This is a genomic window from Hyphomicrobium sp. (assembly GCF_041659645.1).
Classification (GTDB): Bacteria; Pseudomonadota; Alphaproteobacteria; order Rhizobiales; family Hyphomicrobiaceae; genus Hyphomicrobium_B.
In genome coordinates this window covers 950,643-968,015 of sequence record NZ_JBAZXX010000001.1, presented here as the reverse complement: position 1 = coordinate 968,015, position 17,373 = coordinate 950,643, and the positions used below count along the sequence as shown (strand labels likewise).

General features: G+C 60.9%; 15 protein-coding genes and 1 pseudogene. 8 read left to right on the top strand and 8 right to left on the bottom strand.

The window, feature by feature from the left end; genetic code table 11:
* Nucleotides 1-7: 7 nt before the first annotated feature.
* The 6 genes and pseudogenes from WC811_RS04520 to WC811_RS04495 form a co-directional block, all read right to left on the bottom strand.
* Nucleotides 8-2,269 carry an ATP-binding protein gene (locus WC811_RS04520; RefSeq protein WP_372641412.1) on the bottom strand — a complete coding sequence of 754 codons (2,262 nt, stop codon included), beginning with the start codon at nt 2,267-2,269 and terminating at the stop codon, nt 8-10.
* Nucleotides 2,266-3,399 carry an exonuclease SbcCD subunit D gene (locus WC811_RS04515; protein WP_372641410.1) on the bottom strand — a complete coding sequence of 378 codons (1,134 nt, stop codon included), beginning with the start codon at nt 3,397-3,399 and terminating at the stop codon, nt 2,266-2,268. Before WC811_RS04515 ends, WC811_RS04520 begins: the two co-directional genes overlap by 4 nt.
* A gap of 74 nt (nt 3,400-3,473) precedes the next feature.
* On the bottom strand, nt 3,474-4,013 hold the full coding sequence (locus WC811_RS04510; protein ID WP_372641408.1) for a GNAT family N-acetyltransferase: 540 nt from the start codon (nt 4,011-4,013) through the stop codon (nt 3,474-3,476).
* A 40-nt stretch (nt 4,014-4,053) separates the two neighbouring features.
* Nucleotides 4,054-4,461, bottom strand: a complete 408-nt coding sequence (locus WC811_RS04505) for an adhesin (RefSeq protein ID WP_372641406.1) — start codon at nt 4,459-4,461, stop codon at nt 4,054-4,056.
* 129 nt (nt 4,462-4,590) lie between these two features.
* A pseudogene (locus WC811_RS04500) lies at nt 4,591-5,231 on the bottom strand (MarC family protein).
* The gene (locus WC811_RS04495; protein WP_372641404.1) at nt 5,224-5,412 is read right to left on the bottom strand and encodes a hypothetical protein; all 189 of its coding nucleotides are present in this window, start codon (nt 5,410-5,412) and stop codon (nt 5,224-5,226) included. Before WC811_RS04495 ends, WC811_RS04500 begins: the two are co-directional and overlap by 8 nt.
* 44 nt (nt 5,413-5,456) lie before the next feature.
* Between WC811_RS04495 and WC811_RS04490 the strand changes: the two genes are divergently transcribed.
* On the top strand, nt 5,457-5,744 hold the full coding sequence (locus tag WC811_RS04490) for an usg protein (protein WP_372641402.1): 288 nt from the start codon (nt 5,457-5,459) through the stop codon (nt 5,742-5,744).
* 693 nt (nt 5,745-6,437) lie between these two features.
* On the opposite strand, the gene WC811_RS04485 is transcribed toward WC811_RS04490, so the two are convergent.
* Entirely contained in the window at nt 6,438-7,451 is a 1,014-nt protein-coding gene (locus tag WC811_RS04485; RefSeq protein WP_372641400.1) for a sensor histidine kinase, read from the bottom strand.
* 289 nt (nt 7,452-7,740) lie between these two features.
* Here WC811_RS04485 and WC811_RS04480 point away from each other — a divergent pair, with 289 nt between their 5' ends.
* The 4 genes from WC811_RS04480 (at nt 7,741) to WC811_RS04465 (ending at nt 11,549) form a co-directional block, all read left to right on the top strand.
* On the top strand, nt 7,741-8,118 hold the full coding sequence (locus WC811_RS04480; RefSeq protein WP_372641398.1) for a DUF930 domain-containing protein: 378 nt from the start codon (nt 7,741-7,743) through the stop codon (nt 8,116-8,118).
* A gap of 389 nt (nt 8,119-8,507) precedes the next feature.
* Complete coding sequence (locus WC811_RS04475) at nt 8,508-8,720, top strand: hypothetical protein (protein WP_372641396.1); 213 nt, start codon at nt 8,508-8,510, stop codon at nt 8,718-8,720.
* A 296-nt stretch (nt 8,721-9,016) separates the two neighbouring features.
* Nucleotides 9,017-10,483 (top strand): ArnT family glycosyltransferase, encoded by a 1,467-nt coding sequence (locus tag WC811_RS04470; RefSeq protein WP_372641394.1) that lies wholly within the window; start codon nt 9,017-9,019, stop codon nt 10,481-10,483.
* 166 nt (nt 10,484-10,649) lie between these two features.
* Nucleotides 10,650-11,549 (top strand): hypothetical protein, encoded by a 900-nt coding sequence (locus WC811_RS04465; RefSeq protein WP_372641392.1) that lies wholly within the window; start codon nt 10,650-10,652, stop codon nt 11,547-11,549.
* Here the strand turns inward: WC811_RS04465 and WC811_RS04460 are convergent.
* Nucleotides 11,541-12,149: a DUF1285 domain-containing protein gene (locus WC811_RS04460; protein WP_372641390.1), complete on the bottom strand. Its 609-nt coding sequence runs from the start codon at nt 12,147-12,149 to the stop codon at nt 11,541-11,543. The two genes, WC811_RS04465 and WC811_RS04460, sit on opposite strands and share 9 nt — an antisense overlap.
* Nucleotides 12,150-12,339: 190 nt before the next feature.
* Here WC811_RS04460 and WC811_RS04455 point away from each other — a divergent pair, with 190 nt between their 5' ends.
* From WC811_RS04455 to WC811_RS04445, 3 genes are read left to right on the top strand one after another with little or no spacing between them, the layout of a single operon-like run.
* Nucleotides 12,340-13,338: an AAA family ATPase gene (locus WC811_RS04455; RefSeq protein ID WP_372641388.1), complete on the top strand. Its 999-nt coding sequence runs from the start codon at nt 12,340-12,342 to the stop codon at nt 13,336-13,338.
* 7 nt (nt 13,339-13,345) lie between these two features.
* Entirely contained in the window at nt 13,346-14,344 is a 999-nt protein-coding gene (locus WC811_RS04450) for a DUF58 domain-containing protein (RefSeq protein WP_372641386.1), read from the top strand.
* Nucleotides 14,341-17,364 carry a DUF4159 domain-containing protein gene (locus WC811_RS04445; RefSeq protein WP_372641384.1) on the top strand — a complete coding sequence of 1,008 codons (3,024 nt, stop codon included), beginning with the start codon at nt 14,341-14,343 and terminating at the stop codon, nt 17,362-17,364. The genes WC811_RS04450 and WC811_RS04445 overlap by 4 nt, the downstream gene beginning before the upstream one ends.
* Nucleotides 17,365-17,373: the final 9 nt, after the last annotated feature.

Genomic DNA, 17,373 nt, shown 5'->3' with positions numbered 1-17,373 from the left:
CTCAACTTCACCTTTCCGGTCGCCAGTTTGTAACAGTCAGTCGGCGGCCGGGAAGGATTTCAAAAGCTCGCTCCCGGCAGGTGAGAAGCACGATTTGGGGAACGGCGCTTGACGCCGAAAGCTCACCGCAGACGGCCGCGAACCGCGCATCATCAGCATAAACCAGCGGATCGTCGAGCACCAACGGCACACCGTTGCCGCTCCCGGCAAGGATCTCCGCAAACGTCAACCGCACCAGAACGGCAAGTTGCTCGCGCGTCCCATCCGACAACGCCGATACTTTCTCCACCGCGCCACCGCGCAACATCGTATCGACGGCGAAATCATCGCGGAACGTCAACTCGGACGCTCCGAACACACGCGCCAGATGCCCGCTGAGGCGGCGCGAGACCGGAACGAAATAAGCTGACTTCGCCCGCCCCTCGATCTCGATCAGAGTCCGTTCGAGCAGACGCAATGCTTCCGCTTCGTGACGCAGCCTTTGGAACTCGGCCTCTGAGCGCTCAAGATCGCCCTCGCGCGCGGCAAGCTCGCTGGCCCGGCCGCTTTCGTCGATCGCCTGCTGCGCGCCCTTAGCGTGCGCAAGCCCGTCCTTCAACCTCCCGATCTCGGCTTTGCGACCCTCTTCCGCTCTCCGTGCCGTGACGATCCCGCTTTCAAGTCCACGGAAAGCGTCGTCCGGCATCGCTTTGGCGTTCAGCGCATCAAAGGTCGCGCGGGCATCGAGCGCGATCGCCTTCAACCGCTGCACATCTTCGTCCGAGATCGACGATTGCGCATCGGCGTTGAGCACGGCCTCCATATCGGCGATCTCTTTTGCAAGACCTGAAACACCGCGCGGCGAGAGATCGGCAAGCCGCGTCCGGGCCGCCGACACGTCTGTTCCTTTCTTCGCACGCGACAATCCGCGTTGACGCGCGTCCTCGATCGTTGCGACGCCGAGGCGGTTCAAGGTATCGGCGATCTCCCGCGAAATCGCTTCGCTCTCTGTTCGTAACTCAGCGCCCCGCGCCGCATGCGCCGTCGACACGCGGATCGCCGCGATGCCCGCGATGCGGATTTCGAGCGGCTCGACGACTGTGAAGCGAGCGCTCTCCGTAAGCACGCGATCACCGGCTAAGACTTTGCCTTTGCCGCCCTCTTCAAGCGCGATATCGACCGTCGCCGCATGGCCCGAAAGCTCCGCTTCGGCAAGCGCCTTTGCTTTGTCGAGCGTTCCAAGCCGATCGATCACGGATGGAATGGCCGGATCGGCATCAATGTCCGATACCAACGCTTCGATCTGCTGAGCGATCTCGACGGCTTTGTCATGTATGGCCCGCTTTTCTCCAAGCGAGGCGACGTGCTTTTGACGCGACGTCAAGGCGCCAAGCGCGGCACCGTATTCAGCTTCGCGCGCCCGCATCGCCTCGCGTGCAAGATCGCGCCGGGAACGCACGTCGAGTTCGGCGGCGCGCCGCTCCTCAAGCTCCGGAAGCCGCGAACCCGTCTGGACAATGGACGCCGCCTCGCCTTCGAGGTCCGAAAGCTGGGACGTCATCGCCGCGATTTGATTCAACCGCTGCTCCGCCGCGCGCACGATCTCGAACGTCTCATCGCGCTTCGTCTTGGCATCCTCGCGAAGTTGGTGCGCGACGTACAATGGCCCATCTTTTTTCATCTTGTCGCGCGACGGCGTCGACAGAAGATCCAGCGCGCGTTTTGTCTTTTCGAGCACACCGCCGAGCGCCACGTCGGATGCCGCAGCTTCGATCTCGCGGCCGATCAATTCGCGCAGCACGGCTTTCTCGCCGCGCGCCTTTTCCTTCCCGGTTTCGGGATCGAGATCCGGATCGGGCGGCAAAAGACTCCGCTGCTGACGAACCCAGACCAATCCGAGCCCACCCGGTAATTCACCGCTTCGTCCGGTCAACGCCGCGAGACGCTCCTCGGCTTCCGCATTCCGCGCGACGATCGAGCCCGCCTCAAGGTCGCTCAGGGCAGCGCTCGCCCCGCGCCCGAACTGCTTTCGAATTCGCCAGCGCCCGCCTTCAGCCTCAAAATCCACTTCGACAAGCGGCTCGCCACCCGTATAGGGTCGCATAGCGTCGAGCGCGGCGCCGCTCACCTTGTGCCGCAATAGAAACGCCGCTTCCAAAGCATGAAACAGCGTCGACTTTCCCATTTCGTTCGGGCCGCCAAGCACGTTCACGCCGTCGCCAAACGTCTCGATTGCTACGCCGCCGTCAAACCGTCTGAAAGCGGAAACGCGAAGAGCCAGAATTTTCACGATCCCGCCTCGCGTCGTCCCTCGGCCACGAATCCGGCAAGCCGGAGCAGTGCCGTTGCCGCAATTTCGTGATCGGGCCGCGAAGGATCCGAGCCCATTGCCGACAGGTGCCGTGCCGCTTCGAGCAGCGATCCCGAAAGCCCAAGACTTTCGAAATCGGCCGTGCCGGAGGTGACGGTCAAGGCGCGGTCGTCAATTTCGAGGCGGCGCACCCGCGCGCCCCAATCCTCCCGCCAAGCATCGAGCGCGGCGCGATCCGTCAACGACAGATGGCCGCTCACGCTGAGCCGCACCAAAGTCTTTCCGAGCGTTGTTGTCGACGCACGAACATCGCGCTCGATCGCGGTAAAATCCGCCGCCGTCCGCACCGCCCGATCAAGCTTTAGCCAATCGAATTCCGCACTCCGAACCTTTTCGACAGAGGTGAGGTTGGACCCGTCGACCGTCACCAGCAGCGCGAAGCCCGGCTCGTTATCGGGATATTGATCGGGCTCAGGCGTGCCCGAATACCAGGTGTCGTCGGTAACGCGCTGCGCCCCATGCCAATCGCCGAGCGCCAGATAACAAAGCCCGGCCCGCTTTGCGCGATCCACTGCCAGAAGAAGGTCCGCATTGTCGTCGCTGCCGAAGCCCCGGATCGAACCGTGTGCGAGCCCGATCCGCGCGATGCCCGACGCGGTGGCCGCTCCATCCATCCACTCAGTGATATCGCGGCCCGGGGATTTCGATGTCACTGGCGCGGGCAGCACGACGGCCTCACCGCCGATAACATATGGCGACGGCGCGTCGAACATCACGACATTGCCGGGCAGGCCGATGCGCGCCGCTTGCTCCCAGACCCCGCTGAGGCGCAATGGATCGTGGTTGCCGGGCAGCAGCAGCCAGACGATATCGCGCTCCTCGGCAAGCTGCGCCAGCGCCCGCCGGATTTCACTCGTCGCAATCAATTCGGAATCAAAGATATCGCCCGCGACAAGCACATGCCGCGCACCGCGTTCACGCGCAATCCTGGCCAGCCGGCCGATGATCGCCAGCCGCGCCGCCGCGAGCTCGCCCGCCAACGCCGGCTCGAAACGCCGGAATGGCTTCGCGATGTGCCAATCGGAGGAATGCAGAAAACGGAAGGTCATGGGCGCGAGGTTTCGCCTCTTCGTCCGTCAAGTTCAAGGCGACTCTGCCAGCAAAGCCCCCCGGACCAAACTTTTCACAGCGTCCGTGCCAAAAAGACGAGCCGCCCATCCTTTCCCGCCCGTGCGACCTCCGAAAAGCCGTTACGGTTGTAGAAGCCGACGTTCTCGGCACCCACGCTCGTGACCACGTGCACGCCCGGAGCGCGGGCCGTTTTCGCGGCGGCGACGAAGCGGTCGATCAGCCGCCCTCCGATCCCCTGGTTCCGAAAACCGGGGCTGATGTTCACGTGGAGATGCGCCGGAAATCTTTCGGTCTGCTCGGCGAGGTCCGCGAAATATCCGATGTCCGAGAAGCGTGCCGCTTTCGCGGGATCATCGACCGATCCGACGATATAGCCGACGACCGTGCCGTCGCCCGTCCGCGCCAGAAAGGCGAGCGCCGGATCGTGCGTCAGGTAGCGTCCCAGCCAGCGCTCGCGAAAAGCCGCCCGCGCGTCGTCGCTCACGAACGACTTGGTGTTGCTCGCTTCGAAAAAGATCGCGTCGATCTCTTTCGCCAGTTCCGGCGTTTGGGCTATATCGGGATAGCGGCAGATAGCGATAGGTTCGGACATTCGCCGGACTTATCATGCCCCGCGATCGCCCGCACGCGGCTCAGCCAGCGGCATCAACCGCCGCCGCAAGCTGCCGGCGAAACGTCGGCGGTAAATCGTCGGGAATAACCGTCCTCACCGGGGCCATGTCATTCGAAGCTTTGACCGTAGGTTGGGCCGGTATCGTGCTTGCCGGATTGGCGCCGCCGTAATTCGGGCTGAAGGGCTGGTTCGGGTCGTCTGGGAGCTGCCGAATTTGCGCCGACGGCGCAGCCTGCACCGGCAGCCCGTCGCTTTCCATCTGCACGGCCCGGCCCTGCGCGACATAGGTCGCCGGCGCTCCATTGGCGGAATATCCGTTGTTGGTGTTGGCGCATCCTCCGGCCGATATCGCGGCAGCGCTCGCAACAAGAGATAAAAATCCCGCACGCACGGATTGGGCCGTTGAGCGGATAAGAAACGCGGACATCGGATACGCCTTCGACAACGCAACAAAACGCTACGCAAGATCAACAGTTGTCCGGGATTGAAACAGCGAGGCGTTAAAAGCGCCCTAACGCCCGACGATATTCGAGATCAGAACGAGTTGTGGTGGCCGCTAAGGAATCTTCGTTCCCGGCGGAATTAGCCCCGATGCGCCGATGCCGTTGAACAGCGCCTGCACGGCAATCGCCGCCAGCAGAATGCCGAACACCCTGACAAGCACACGCTGCGCCGTGACACCGAGGATGTGATTGAGCTGATTGGCCATCATCAAAAGGATCAGCGTGATCGCCATCACGGCGGCGAGCGCTCCGGCAACGACGGCAAGTCCTAGCGGTTCGCCATGCGCGTTGGCGGCGAGCAGAATTCCGGCACTCATCGCACCAGGCCCCGCGAGCAGCGGCGTCGCCAACGGAAAGACCGCGACGTCGTCGCGCGACTGCGCCTCGGCACCTTCCGGCGCCGTCAGCTTGATCGACCCGCCCGGCCGCGCAAAGATCATGTCGAGCGCGATCATCAGCAGAATAACCCCGCCTGCAACGCCGCGAGCGAAACGCCGAGCTGATTGAGGATCGGACCGCCAAGCAGCGTGAAGAAGGCAAGAATCGCCGAGGCGATCAGCGTCGCGCGCACGGCGATAGCCTGGCGTTCCGCATGCGCCATCTTCGGCGTCAGCGTCGCGAACAACACTGCGGCTTCGATCGGACCGACCGTCGCGAAAAAGGTCGTGAAGCTCTTGAGCGCGATTTCAAGCATGCGCGTTGGTTCCATCGAAAGCGGAAAGCCGCGGCGCGAAATTCGTTCGCGCACATCCGGTCAGCGCCTTGCACAGCGCTTCGGCAGAAAGTGCCAGCACTCGATTGCCACGCTTGCTAACAATGCAAATTTGCTCATCTTCTCGATGGACAAGGAACGAATCTCGCTTGATCATCGTCATTTCAGGGAGGGCGCCCAATCACCTAATTCAAAGGAGATTGCTACGTGACCGAACGGGAAATGTCTTGCGATAACGGCTTCAAGGCTCAGCTTGCAGGGTTCAGCCTGACGACCGCGGAGATCCTCTATCGACTTCCGGATCATCCGTCACTTCTACAGAGCTATATCTGGCAGGAATACGATTCCGCGCCGCGTTTTCCGAAACTCAAATCCTTCCTCGATTTTTGGTCGGCAAAACTCGAAGGCAAGCTTTATCGCGTAACTGTTGCGCATTCGAAGCTTATCCGCCCGTGCGAACTCAAGCTCATCGACGCGGAATTGAAGCTTCACTAGTTCCCGCATTCCGCAATCGCACCGACCACGCGCCGCCGATGCCGCTGAGGGCAGAATCTCTGATCAGACACCGTCTGCCTTCTCGACGATAGACGCGCTCAATTTAGACGGCCGAGCCTGCGCGCCTCGTCGCGAATGCAGCGCAACGAATGCAACGCGCTGCATGTCGATGATCGCTCTCGATCGCAGCTGGCCCCGCCACAGCAGGCGCGACGGCGACATCTCTTTGATGCTTCTACGACAACGACTTTACGAAAGAGTAAGTACCCCGTGCCCGCCGCATCAGTTTAGCTACGCCCCGTTACACGAAGCACGACGCTAGACGGACAACGCCGCCGGGAATGGGCCGGGCTTCGAATTCGAGATCGCTCTCGAATTCGGGGAGATTATGGGCTGTGTCGGCGGTTCGCTCGAGGAGAGAAACCATGAAGTCATTATTGGCCGCGACCGCTGTCGCTGCACTCGCTTTCGGTTTTGCCGGAGCAGCAAGCGCTGCTCCCGCGGATGGCGCATTCGGTGGTATTCACGCCGGTGCAAGCCTTGTTCAAAAGACCGGTTACGATCACCGCCGGCGCCATTGCGCTTGGCGCCACGGCCACCGCCACTGTTGGTGGCGCTGAGCCCTCGGTTTCATCCGAGACTCAGTCACTGAGGCGGTGCGCAAGCACCGCCTTTTTTCGTGCGATACGCTGCTCATTTCACCGACGTTATCGGAATGAGCACGACAACCGCCATTCCGGGCGACATCCGCTCGAACGTGAACTTGCTGTTGAGTTGCGCCGCTAGCATCCCCATCAGTTTGTTCCCTATGCCACCATTCGATACATCGCCGTTGCCGACGCCATCATCGGCCACGACAAGCTTGTAAACGTTTACCTCACGACGAAAATTGACGGTGATATTACCTTGCCTCCCGTCCGGGAAGGCATGCTTGGCGGCGTTCGTCACGGATTCGTTGATGATCAGTCCGAGCGGCACCGCCTTCTCTAAGCTGATCGAATGGCTCTCGACGTCGCACGTAATCGCGATAGGCCGCATCGCGAGACGCGAAAGGCGAAGATCGGCGCACAATTCGCCGATGTAGGATTTCGTATCGACCACGACCCGGTCATTGCGAAGCTCCAACCGCCGATGGACCCGCGCAATGGTCTGCACGCGTTCGGCGGCCGATGTCAGAGCTTCTCGCGCTTCGGCATTGGCCGACCGCGATTGCAGGTTCAGCAAAGTGACGACATTGGCGAAATCGTTTCGCGTGCGATGCGCAAGCTCATTCAGCAGCAGATCTCGGTCGCGCACAGCGGTCTTCGAGCCTTCCCGCTCGGTCGCAAGCGCCACGAGGCCGGTGTGCAGCGCCTCGACGACTGACGAAATACCAAAACCGATGACGATGAAGAGCACGAACGCTCCCTGGTCGCCGGGCTGCACGACAGACAGCGAATGCGGAGGATCGAGAAAGTAATACCTGCACGCAGCCGCACTCAGCACGGTCGCTAGAAAGCCGTTTCCGCGATCGAATAGCGTGCCACATACGAAAACAACGGGTATGAAGGTAAGAAAGGGATGGCAATCGACCGTTCCACTTCCCCACGCGAGTTGCACGCCGACGGTCAACGTCACGAGAGCGACCGTTATTGCGTAGCGCAACGCAACCGGAATGGCGCGGGCCGCGAGCGCGGCGTTGTGAATTGCGGAGATCCATTTGTCCATCGGGATCAAAACGCGGCTGGCGCCCAAATTGTTCAGGTCCGCTTGTGTGACATTCGAACGGCCACCAATCTCGCATTTAAATGCCTACGGGTGGAACCTTAGACCTATCCGCGCGTTTGGATATCCCTCAATCAGCAAGTGCCCCAATCCGCATCGCCGTGAGACGTCATGCGCGGCATTACCATGGCAAGTGCAGTGCGATACGCTGAGATAAGTTTTTTGACGCCCGTCGCAATCGACGCTAAGTCGAGACCGGTCGCAGCGCACAGCGCGCGACGACGGAGGGGGAATGTATCGCTGGTATCTGATTATTCTTGTGGGCTTGGTCACGCCCGCACACGCTGCTTCAATGGACGAAACGCTGATGAGGCTGGAACCGGAGGAACGCGCGCATCAGGCGTGCATTCTTCGCGGCATCGACACGCTTAAACGCTCGAAGAAACTGAAACGAGTCGACCGCCTGAAGACGAGCATCCTATCCCGAGCCAAGTTCGATGGCACCACTGTCACGGCTAAGGGCGGCGCCGTTCGCGCCGACGGCCATTGGTACGAATTGAAATTCACATGCGGCGTCGGCAAGGAGCAATTGAAAGCCACGTCTTTCGACTACGAACTCGGCCCTGAAATACCGGAGGGCCGCTACGAAGACCTCGGGCTTTGGAAATAACGCACGCGGACCGGACCAATGGCGATCACCACTTATCACAATCCGTATTGCGTACGCCGCGCGACACCCTCGCGATGATCCGTAATAGCGGAGTAGAACCGCGCATTATCGAATAAAAAAAAATGCCGCCCAGGCACGCCGAGCGAACGTCCCTTGTCCACGCCATGGACATGGCTCCCCGAGATCTTGAAAGAAGACGGTGAAATCGCCCCGGCTCGAAAGAAGTAAAAACGGTGGCAAACCAAGCGAGCGAACGCATTGGACAGCACGCGGAGGAGATCTTACACCGACTTGTTACAAATGTGGGATATGGGGCCTGGGCGAACTGGGCTCTTCCACCTGAGGATTGGCCGCGAGTCCGCTGACAATCCTATGGGGGGAGCCACCTTATGAACTCAAAAATCCTGCTCGCCGTCGCGGCCATCGCGATTGCATTCGCCGCCACGCCTGCCGCCTACGCCGGCAAGGCCAAGACAGCCCATAAGCACCACGGCCATCACAAATCGCACCACATCAAGGGCTGGAAAGCGTGCAAAGGCACCTACAAATACCTCAAGGACGGCAAGTGCCTCGACGCACGAAGCAAGAAGTCGAAGAGCTGATTGCTTCGCACCTCTTGTGAATATTCGGCGCAACCGGCCAGCGCTAAGGGGCGGCATCGGTTGCGCCGCCTCTTCCGTCATCCGCAAACGGGTGAGCCGCGCGACCTTGTTCGAGAATCCAGCGCGAAAATTGCCGACGGCATCAACTAGCTCCTACGCTTGGGCTAAGCCGAAAGATCTACCTCCCGACTCCAAAGACGCAACGCATACAGAATGGTATGGACGCAAACTCGATTCCGCCTTGTATGGTGGACAAACACTCTCGCCGAGTAGCTCCGAGGTGAGGTGAACAGAAAATGACGGCCGCAAACGATGATTTCAGCATACGAGAAAAACGGCGCCCCTCATCAGTTCAACAATCCGCTCAACAAATTGTTCTATTTTGGGATTGGATCGCCCGCGGAGATTTCTCGTATCTATTGATTATCGGCGTCTGGTTTCTCGTCTCGGTTCCGCCCGCCATTTTTCACGGCTATCACTATGTAGAGGGACTGACGGTAACAATCGCTCAAAGCGCGTTGGACGACGGCAATTGGCTCACTCCGCATCTATATAATTTGCGATGGATAGAGCGCCCGACGCTCCTGTCGTGGGTTATCGCGGCAATGAGCTTTCCATTCGGTCACGTCACTCCGTTTATCGCACGCCTCCCAATAATTCTCTCTCTTCTGACCGGCGCTTTTCTAATCTGGCGAGCTCTGCGGTCCGTAGCAAGTCCAGGCGCGGCGATGTTCGGAGCGCTCGCTTTTTTAGCGTGTCCTGTTGTGATGCGATATTACGTGACATCCGTCGCCGACTTACCGCTCGCCGTTACTCTGTTCGGCGCTTTCCTCCTCTGGTGGAGTGCATTCGTCACCGGACGTATTTCGGTCAGTCGGTGGATTGGCATTGCATGTCTTTTGGCGACCGCGGCGCTCATGAAAGGCCCTCAGCCCGTGGCCTACTTTGCGCTTGGCCTTCTCACCTTTGTGCTTCTGACATCGACGTGGTGGCAAATTCCGGGCCTTGCTCTCGCCGGTGGTCTTGCCATTCTTCCCACCGCATTGTGGTATGTCCACGTTTTCGCCCCCGGCGACCAAAGCGAATGGTTGAGGTACACGCGGCTTTCATCGGACGGTATCGCGCAACCGCACCCCATCGCCAACACGGTCAATTTCTTTTTCGAATGCTTTCCAGCGGCGTTGTTAGCCGGCGCGCTTTTTATGACGCGCGCCAATTCCGGTAAAAAGACCGTACCTCAAAATTTTGTCTTGGCACTGAGCTGCTATGCTTTCGCATGCACGTTGATCATTCTGTTTTGGCCCGCCGAAATTAATCCTCGTTATATCTTGCCGATGGTGCTCCCATTGTGTGTGCTTGCTGGCATAGCGTACGATGCTCTGCCGGATGGATGGGCCCCCCTCGTCGCAAGCGGCATTGGCATCGTGGTGGGTCTGTTGGGATATGCGGCAACCCATTCAGCGGCCGATGTGTTGCTCACGCCGGCATATAATCATTCCAAGATCGCCGGCGCACAAATTGCTAAACTCGTCCGCAGTGCGCCGGCCCCGATTTATCGAACAAATTCGAGCTCGGGCCTGAATGAACTTCCATATGCGCCTTACAGGGTTTCGACGATCACCCCTGCCGCGATATCGATGATCGCAAAGCCCGCATGGATCGTAGTTCCCACTGCCGACGCTCCCGCAATGATTGCACGAGCCAATGGACGAATAAAATCTCGGTTGGTCTTAGACAAATCTATTTTGCTCAGATCGGAATAGGTCGGTGGAGGCTTTTGGTCGAAAAGCTGACCACCTACCCCATCCCCCCGCACACCCGAGCCCTCAACTCCATCCTTCGGATTCAGCAAAGGGATCTGGGGCGCAGCGAATCGGATAGCTTGGATCTGTGTTTTTGCGCGCCTTTTTCTACAGATCTCGCATCCCTATGACGCTCGTACTCGCGGCAATCAGTAAGGAGGCTATTTGGGTCGTCGCTGATCGGCGATTGTCCCAGCGAGGTCGTGCGCTCATTGATGACGCATGCAAAATTATGTTTCTCGAGACAACCGATGGCATAGCAATTTTGAGCTACGCGGGACTCGGGCGAACGATTGCTGGTGTGCAACCATCGGAATGGATGAGCGCCGTCGTTCGGGGGCGGAACCTACCGCTGGAGCAGACACTGGGCCTTCTGGCTGAAGCTATGCAGAGAGAGCTGCCCAAGCACTTGCTTAGATTTCCGCCTGGGATGATGCCGAGCCACACAATCATCGCGCCCGCGTTCGTTGATGATGAACCGAGGCTCTACATCTTAGAGGTGGTTTTGTCAGCTGACCGAAAGCAAAAGAGCTTTCGATTTGTCCGACAAAATGATGCTGGCGGCCGCAAACCTCCGCTACTGGCCGTTGCTGGATCGGGGGGCATGAGTTTATTCCATCGTCGGAAATACTGGATGCGCCCTCTGATGAGAATTGTCCGTGCATACGATCGAAGCCGTGTTTCAGCACAGACCGTGGCCAACCACATGGCAACGCTGAATAACGATGTCCATGCCGTCGATGTTTCAGTTGGCCCCCGCAGCATAGTTGCGTGGCGAAACAGAAAATCTGGAATATACAAAGGCGGAGGGGCCCAGGAGTTCTTCAATAACTGCCAGCGCCAAAATGATTCTATGATTATTCCCACAATAGCATCCGGCATGGATGTGCGGGGAATAGTGCAGGTCCTCTGGGACGACATGATGAAGGGTCGCTTCGGCCTGGATGCGGATTATCACCCCAATACAGACGAAATTAATGCAAAAATCGCGACCTTGCCTCACGGGCCAGACGAGAGCTTACCGTGATGCAATCGCCCACCAGACGCCCCCACTCCACACACCAACCACGTCCCCGCCTTCGTCCCGCGCCGCCGCCAACTCCACCAACTCCGCGTAAACCGCGCGCGTCGCCAGCGCTTCCAATCGTCCTCGCACCACGACATAGGGCTTCAACCCGCCGTCCGGACCTGACGCCTCGAACCGCAGCGGATGCTCGGCATCGACCGCCGCCACGTCGTCCAAATTCGTGCGAAACGTCAGCTGCTGCGCGCGGCCTTCGCCATCCACCGCCAGCTCGACGGCAAGGAACGGCGCGTCCTCGACCGCGACGTCGACCTTCTCGGCAGGCGTCACCAGATACGTTCGTCCGTCGTCGTCCTTTCTCAGGATCGACGCGAACAGCTTCACAAGCGCGATGCGGCCGATCGGACTGCCCTGATAGAACCACGTCCCGTCGCGGCGGATCTCCAAGCCGATGTCGCCGCAGTAGGGCGGATCCCACTTTTCCACCGGTCTCACGCCTGTGGCTCCGCCCTCGGAAGCTCCGCGCAAAAGTGCGTCGAGACCCGATGCGCGTGCGTCAGAATTTCCATTCGACGCCGCAACTTGCGGTTTTTCATTCGGCATTTGCGGCCGCCTATTCGAGGTTCGTTCGGATGCACAACATCCTAACGTAACATTCACTTGACCCTATGAGGGCCGGGCAGGATCGTCTAGGCTTAGGTAAATGCCGGGAACGCCGCCACTCGGCCATTGTTTTATAAGGCGAATTTCGCCGCCAAGAATGACAATAAGCAGCACGCGCGAGGCCTCCGGAATGAGCACTGTCGTCGAAACCCACACCGATATCGTGCCGCGGCTCGAAGCCGCCGCCGAGCGCGTGCAGCGCGCCCACAAAGCCGCCGCGAGCGTCATATTCGGGCAAGACGAAGTGATCGAGCGGACTTTGATCACGATTTTGTCCGGCGGGCACGGCCTGCTGATCGGCGTGCCGGGCCTTGCAAAGACGCTGCTCGTTGAAACGCTCGGCAAGGTTCTTGGTCTCGACGCCAAACGCATTCAGTTCACGCCGGATTTGATGCCGTCCGATATTATCGGCTCGGAAGTCCTGGAGGACGAGCCGGGCCGCGGCCGCGCCTTCCGCTTCATCAAGGGCCCGATCTTCACGCAGCTCTTGATGGCGGACGAAATCAACCGCGCCTCACCGAAGACGCAGTCGGCGCTGCTGCAGGCAATGCAGGAACATCACGTTACCGTCGCCGGTCAGCGTCACGATACACCCGCGCCGTTCCATGTGCTCGCAACTCAGAACCCGCTGGAGCAGGAAGGCACATATCCGCTTCCCGAAGCTCAGCTCGACCGCTTTCTGCTTCAGATCGACGTCACCTATCCTGATCTCGTCGCCGAGCGCCGCATGCTCTACGCGACGACGGGCACCGATACGCCGAAGCTCGAAACCGTCATCAGCGCGCAGGAGCTGATGGCGACGCAGCGTCTTGTCCGCCAGATCCCGGTGCCGGATAAAGTTGTCGAGGCCATTCTAAAGCTCGTCCGCTCGGCGCGTCCAGGCACGAGCGCCAACGCCGATACCGATAAATTCATCGCCTGGGGTCCGGGTCCTCGCGCCAGTCAGGCGCTCATGCTCGCGGTTCGCGCCAAGGCGCTGATCGAGGGCCGCCTCGCGCCGTCCGTCGACGACGTGATCGCACTCGCCGAGCCAATCCTGAAGCACCGCATGGCGCTGACGTTCGCGGCCCGCGCCGAAGGCGAAGACCTGAACCATATCATCGCGCGCCTCGCTGCGGCCGTGGAGTAGGTACGGCATGGCGAGCCCACTCGGGCGGACAGGCGCGGGAAGCGAAGGCCCGGGTTCGGAAACGCGGCGCGTTCTGAAGCTTGAACGCGAAGCCGTAACGCTTGTCGACCGCATGCCGGAGCTTCTGATGGAAGCTGCGCGTATTGCGTCGACCGTCGCGCAAGGCATTCACGGCCGCCGACGCGCCGGTCCCGGCGAAACGTTCTGGCAGTTCCGCCAATATCAGTCGGGCGAAAACGCCAGCCTCGTCGATTGGCGCCGTTCGGCAAGCTCCGATCACCTCTACGTCCGCGAACGCGAGTGGGAAGCTGCGCACACGCTCTATCTTTGGCCTGACATCTCGCCGTCGATGGATTTCAAGAGCCACCTCGCACCCATCACGAAGCGCGACCGCGCCCTTGTGCTGGCGCTAGCGTCCGCCGAGCTTCTCGTCCGGGGCGGCGAGCGCGTCGCGCTCCTGGCCCAAATGCTCCCAACGGCCAATCGCAATGCCGCGACCCGCATCGCCGAGACGATAGCGACCAACGCCAATTCCGAGACCGTCCAGAAGAGCTTGCCGCCGAACGCTGGTCTCAATCGCTTTTCCGGTTTGATCCTGTTCAGCGATTTTCTGGCACCTGTGCATGCCATCCGCGAGCGCCTCGAAGGCTATGCCGGCAATGGCGTCGGCGGCCACCTCGTGCAGGTCATCGACCCGGCGGAAGAGACGTTGCCCTACCACGGCCGCACGGAATTCCTGACGCCGTCCGGCAGCCAACGTTGGGTTGCCGATCGCGTCGAAGCTTTACGCCCGAAGTATCGGGCCCGCTTCGCGGCACACCGCGCCGAACTTGCCGAAATGGCGAAGCGCCTTGGCTGGTCGCTGCTGACCCATCACACCGATCGACCGGCGTCCGAGCCGCTACTCTCTCTTCTCATGCGCCTCAATGGCTCGGCCTCCGGCTATCGCTGGCTGTCATCGAGCTCCGACGCCGTCGCCACCGGCGGCAAGGAGCGGCCCCGATGAGTTTCGGCCCGCTCGCGTTCCTCAATCCCTGGCTGCTCGCCGCACTCGTGACGTTGCCGCTGATCTATTGGCTGCTGCGCGCCGTACCGCCACGGCCGACACAAATCGAATTTCCCCCGACGCGCATTCTCGTCGGCATCGAGAACGACGAAAAGACCGCCGAAAAGACACCATGGTGGCTGACGTTGCTGCGCCTCATCGCGGCAACTCTCGTCATTTTCGCCCTCGCCGACCCGATCCTCAATCCGTCGAAAAACAAGGGACTGGCCGGAACTGGTCCTGTCGCGATCTTTGTCGATAACGGCTGGGCTGCCGCCTCGCGCTGGCCAGAACGCGCCAACGTCATTCAGCGCATCGTCAGCGAAGCCGAGGGCGCCGGTCGTCCCGTGATCATCGTTCCGACCGCCGCCGTGAGCAAATTGCCGACCGTCAAGATCGAACCGCCCGGCGAAGCCCGCAGCACGGCCGCCGCCCTCAATCCCCAGCCGTTCGAGCCGGATCGCGAAGCGGCCTTCAGCACGCTGAAAACGGCACTGTCGGATGCCGGCGTGAAGAACCCGTCGATCGTCTGGATTCAAGACGGCATCGACCACAAAGGCGCTGTCGCCGACGTTGCGAACAAATTGCTAGACCTCGCGGGCGCCGGTACGCTTTCGGTCATCGACGAAACCAAGGGGCATGAAGCGCTCGGCCTTGTCGCCGACCTCGCCGAGCGCGGCAAGCTCGAAGCGACGGTATTGTCGGCCGGCGGATTGGCGCGCGAAGGCATGATCAACGCCTATTCCGGTCGTGGCGAACGCCTCGGAGAGACGCCATTCAAGCTTGCAGCCGGAGCGACGTCTGCGAAAGCCGCTTTCGAAATGCCGCTCGAACTGCGCAACCAAGTTTCCCGCATCGAGATCGCGGGCGAGCGTTCGGCCGGCGCCGTCAGCCTCATCGACGCAATGACGCAATGGCATCGCGTTGGATTGCTTTCAGGCGAAAGCCGCGAAGAAGCGCAGCCTCTCCTGGCGCCGCTCTATTACATTGAGAAGGCGTTGAAGCCTTACGCCGACGTCGTCGCCGCAAAAGATGCCAACCTCGTACAAGGCCTCGACTCGGTGTTGAAGCAGAACATCTCCGTATTGATGCTCGCCGACATCGGCACCCTCAATGGTGAAGCCGCCGAGAAGGTCGACGAATTCGTAAAGCACGGCGGTCTGCTCGTCCGCTTCGCAGGTCCTCGGCTGGAGAAAGCGGGCGACGACATGCTGCCCGTCGTTCTGCGCAGCGGCGGCCGCTCGCTCGGTGGCGCGTTGTCATGGTCATCGCCACAAGCACTCGCACCTTTCGATGAAAGCAGCCCGTTCTCAGGCTTGACCGTCCCGAAGGATGTCACGGTCAATCGCCAGGTTCTCGCCGACCCGGCCGAGTTGACGCCCGACGTCGAGATCTGGGCTCGCCTTCAAGACGGCACGCCGCTGGTCACGTCGGCGAAGCGCGGCAACGGCCGCCTCGTGCTCTTTCATGTAACCGCCAATTCCGATTGGTCGAGCCTGCCAATGTCCGGCCTTTTCGTCGAGATGCTCCGCCGCCTCTCGACAATGGGCACGGTCGGCGCCGCCGCATCAGCGGAGAACGGCGGCCAATCGGAAGCCACAACCACGGCGTCCGACGCGGCGCCGCGCACCAACGCTCCCGGATCGAGCGTCCTCGCGCCGCTCAAGACGCTCAATGGCGTCGGCACGCTCGTTGCTCCGCCGCCGACGGCCGAGCCTTTGAAGTCCGCCGAAATCGGAATAGTCCGGCCGAACTTCGAGCACCCGCCGGGATACTATGGACAGTTGGCAACACCCCGCGCCGTCAACGTCCTGACGCCGAAGAGCGTCCTCGCCCCGTTTCCGGCACTTCCCGCAGGCGTTACGAGGCTGAGCTATGACGACGCCGCCAGCACCTCATTGAAACCCGCCATGCTGGCGCTCGCCCTTGGCTTGCTCTTCATCGATATCATCGCCGTAACGCTTCTGCAGGCAGGCGGCATTGCCGGCCTGTTCGCCCGCCGGCCCGGGACGCGCAGGCGGCCCGCAACCGCCGCGTCGATTGCCCTCGGCGTGCTGGCCTTGAGCGCCGCTGTTCTGACAAGCCTCGCGTTTGGCGTAACGACCGCGAAAGCACAGGAACTCCCGCCGGAATTCCGCGACGCCATTCCCCAACTCGACGGCTTCGCTCCAATTCAACCGTCGCAGCAACAGCAGGGGCCGATCGTCGTCCGGCCGCCCGCATCGCCCACCGACAACGCCGCGATCGACGCGACAAGCAAAGTCACGCTCGCTTACGTAAAGAGCGGCGACCGCGAAACCGATGAAGCGAGCCGCGCCGGATTGCGCGGTCTCGGCCGCGTCCTGCAAACGCGGACCGCCGTCGAACCGGGTGAGCCCGCAGGCGTCGATATCTCCAAGGACGAAATCGCCTTCTATCCGGTCCTCTACTGGCCGGTTCTCAAATCCGCCGAGGCGCTCCCCGATGGGACGATCGCCAAGATCGACGCCTATATGAAAGAAGGCGGCCTGATTGTTTTCGACACGCGCGACTACGGCCAGGGCGGCGCCGATCTTCTCCCGCTCGCCGGAAGTGGCGGGACTGCCTTGCAGCGGCTTCTGAGCAAGCTCGACGTGCCGCCGCTCGAACCCGTCCCTGAAAATCACGTCGTGACGAAATCGTTTTATCTGCTTCGATCTTTTCCGGGCCGATGGGACGGCGGCCAGCTCTGGGTCGAAGCGACACCAAAGAACGACAACGACCCGCACAAGGCTCGCGTCTCTGACGGCGTGACGTCGATCATGATCACGTCGAACGATTTCGCGGCGGCGTGGGCACTCGACGATCGCGGCCGCCCGCTCTATCCCGTCGTCCCTGGCGGCGAGATGCAGCGTGAGATGGCTTTTCGCGGCGGCATCAACATTGTCATGCACGCCCTCACCGGCAACTACAAAGCCGATCAGGTTCACGTACCCGCGCTTCTCGAGCGGCTGGGTCAATAAAGGTATAAA

Excerpts from the sequence above, each read along its gene's own strand:
- WC811_RS04515 (WP_372641410.1), bottom strand. The coding sequence starts at position 3,399 with ATGACCTTCCGTTTTCTGCATTCCTCCGATTGGCACATCGCGAAGCCA.
- WC811_RS04510 (WP_372641408.1), bottom strand. The coding sequence starts at position 4,013 with ATGTCCGAACCTATCGCTATCTGCCGCTATCCCGATATAGCCCAAACG.
- WC811_RS04505 (WP_372641406.1), bottom strand. The coding sequence starts at position 4,461 with ATGTCCGCGTTTCTTATCCGCTCAACGGCCCAATCCGTGCGTGCGGGA.
- WC811_RS04495 (WP_372641404.1), bottom strand. The coding sequence starts at position 5,412 with ATGACGATGATCAAGCGAGATTCGTTCCTTGTCCATCGAGAAGATGAG.
- WC811_RS04485 (WP_372641400.1), bottom strand. The coding sequence starts at position 7,451 with ATGGACAAATGGATCTCCGCAATTCACAACGCCGCGCTCGCGGCCCGC.
- WC811_RS04480 (WP_372641398.1), top strand. The coding sequence starts at position 7,741 with ATGTATCGCTGGTATCTGATTATTCTTGTGGGCTTGGTCACGCCCGCA.
- WC811_RS04475 (WP_372641396.1), top strand. The coding sequence starts at position 8,508 with ATGAACTCAAAAATCCTGCTCGCCGTCGCGGCCATCGCGATTGCATTC.
- WC811_RS04470 (WP_372641394.1), top strand. The coding sequence starts at position 9,017 with ATGACGGCCGCAAACGATGATTTCAGCATACGAGAAAAACGGCGCCCC.
- WC811_RS04465 (WP_372641392.1), top strand. The coding sequence starts at position 10,650 with ATGACGCTCGTACTCGCGGCAATCAGTAAGGAGGCTATTTGGGTCGTC.
- WC811_RS04460 (WP_372641390.1), bottom strand. The coding sequence starts at position 12,149 with ATGCCGAATGAAAAACCGCAAGTTGCGGCGTCGAATGGAAATTCTGAC.
- WC811_RS04455 (WP_372641388.1), top strand. The coding sequence starts at position 12,340 with ATGAGCACTGTCGTCGAAACCCACACCGATATCGTGCCGCGGCTCGAA.
- WC811_RS04450 (WP_372641386.1), top strand. The coding sequence starts at position 13,346 with ATGGCGAGCCCACTCGGGCGGACAGGCGCGGGAAGCGAAGGCCCGGGT.
- WC811_RS04445 (WP_372641384.1), top strand. The coding sequence starts at position 14,341 with ATGAGTTTCGGCCCGCTCGCGTTCCTCAATCCCTGGCTGCTCGCCGCA.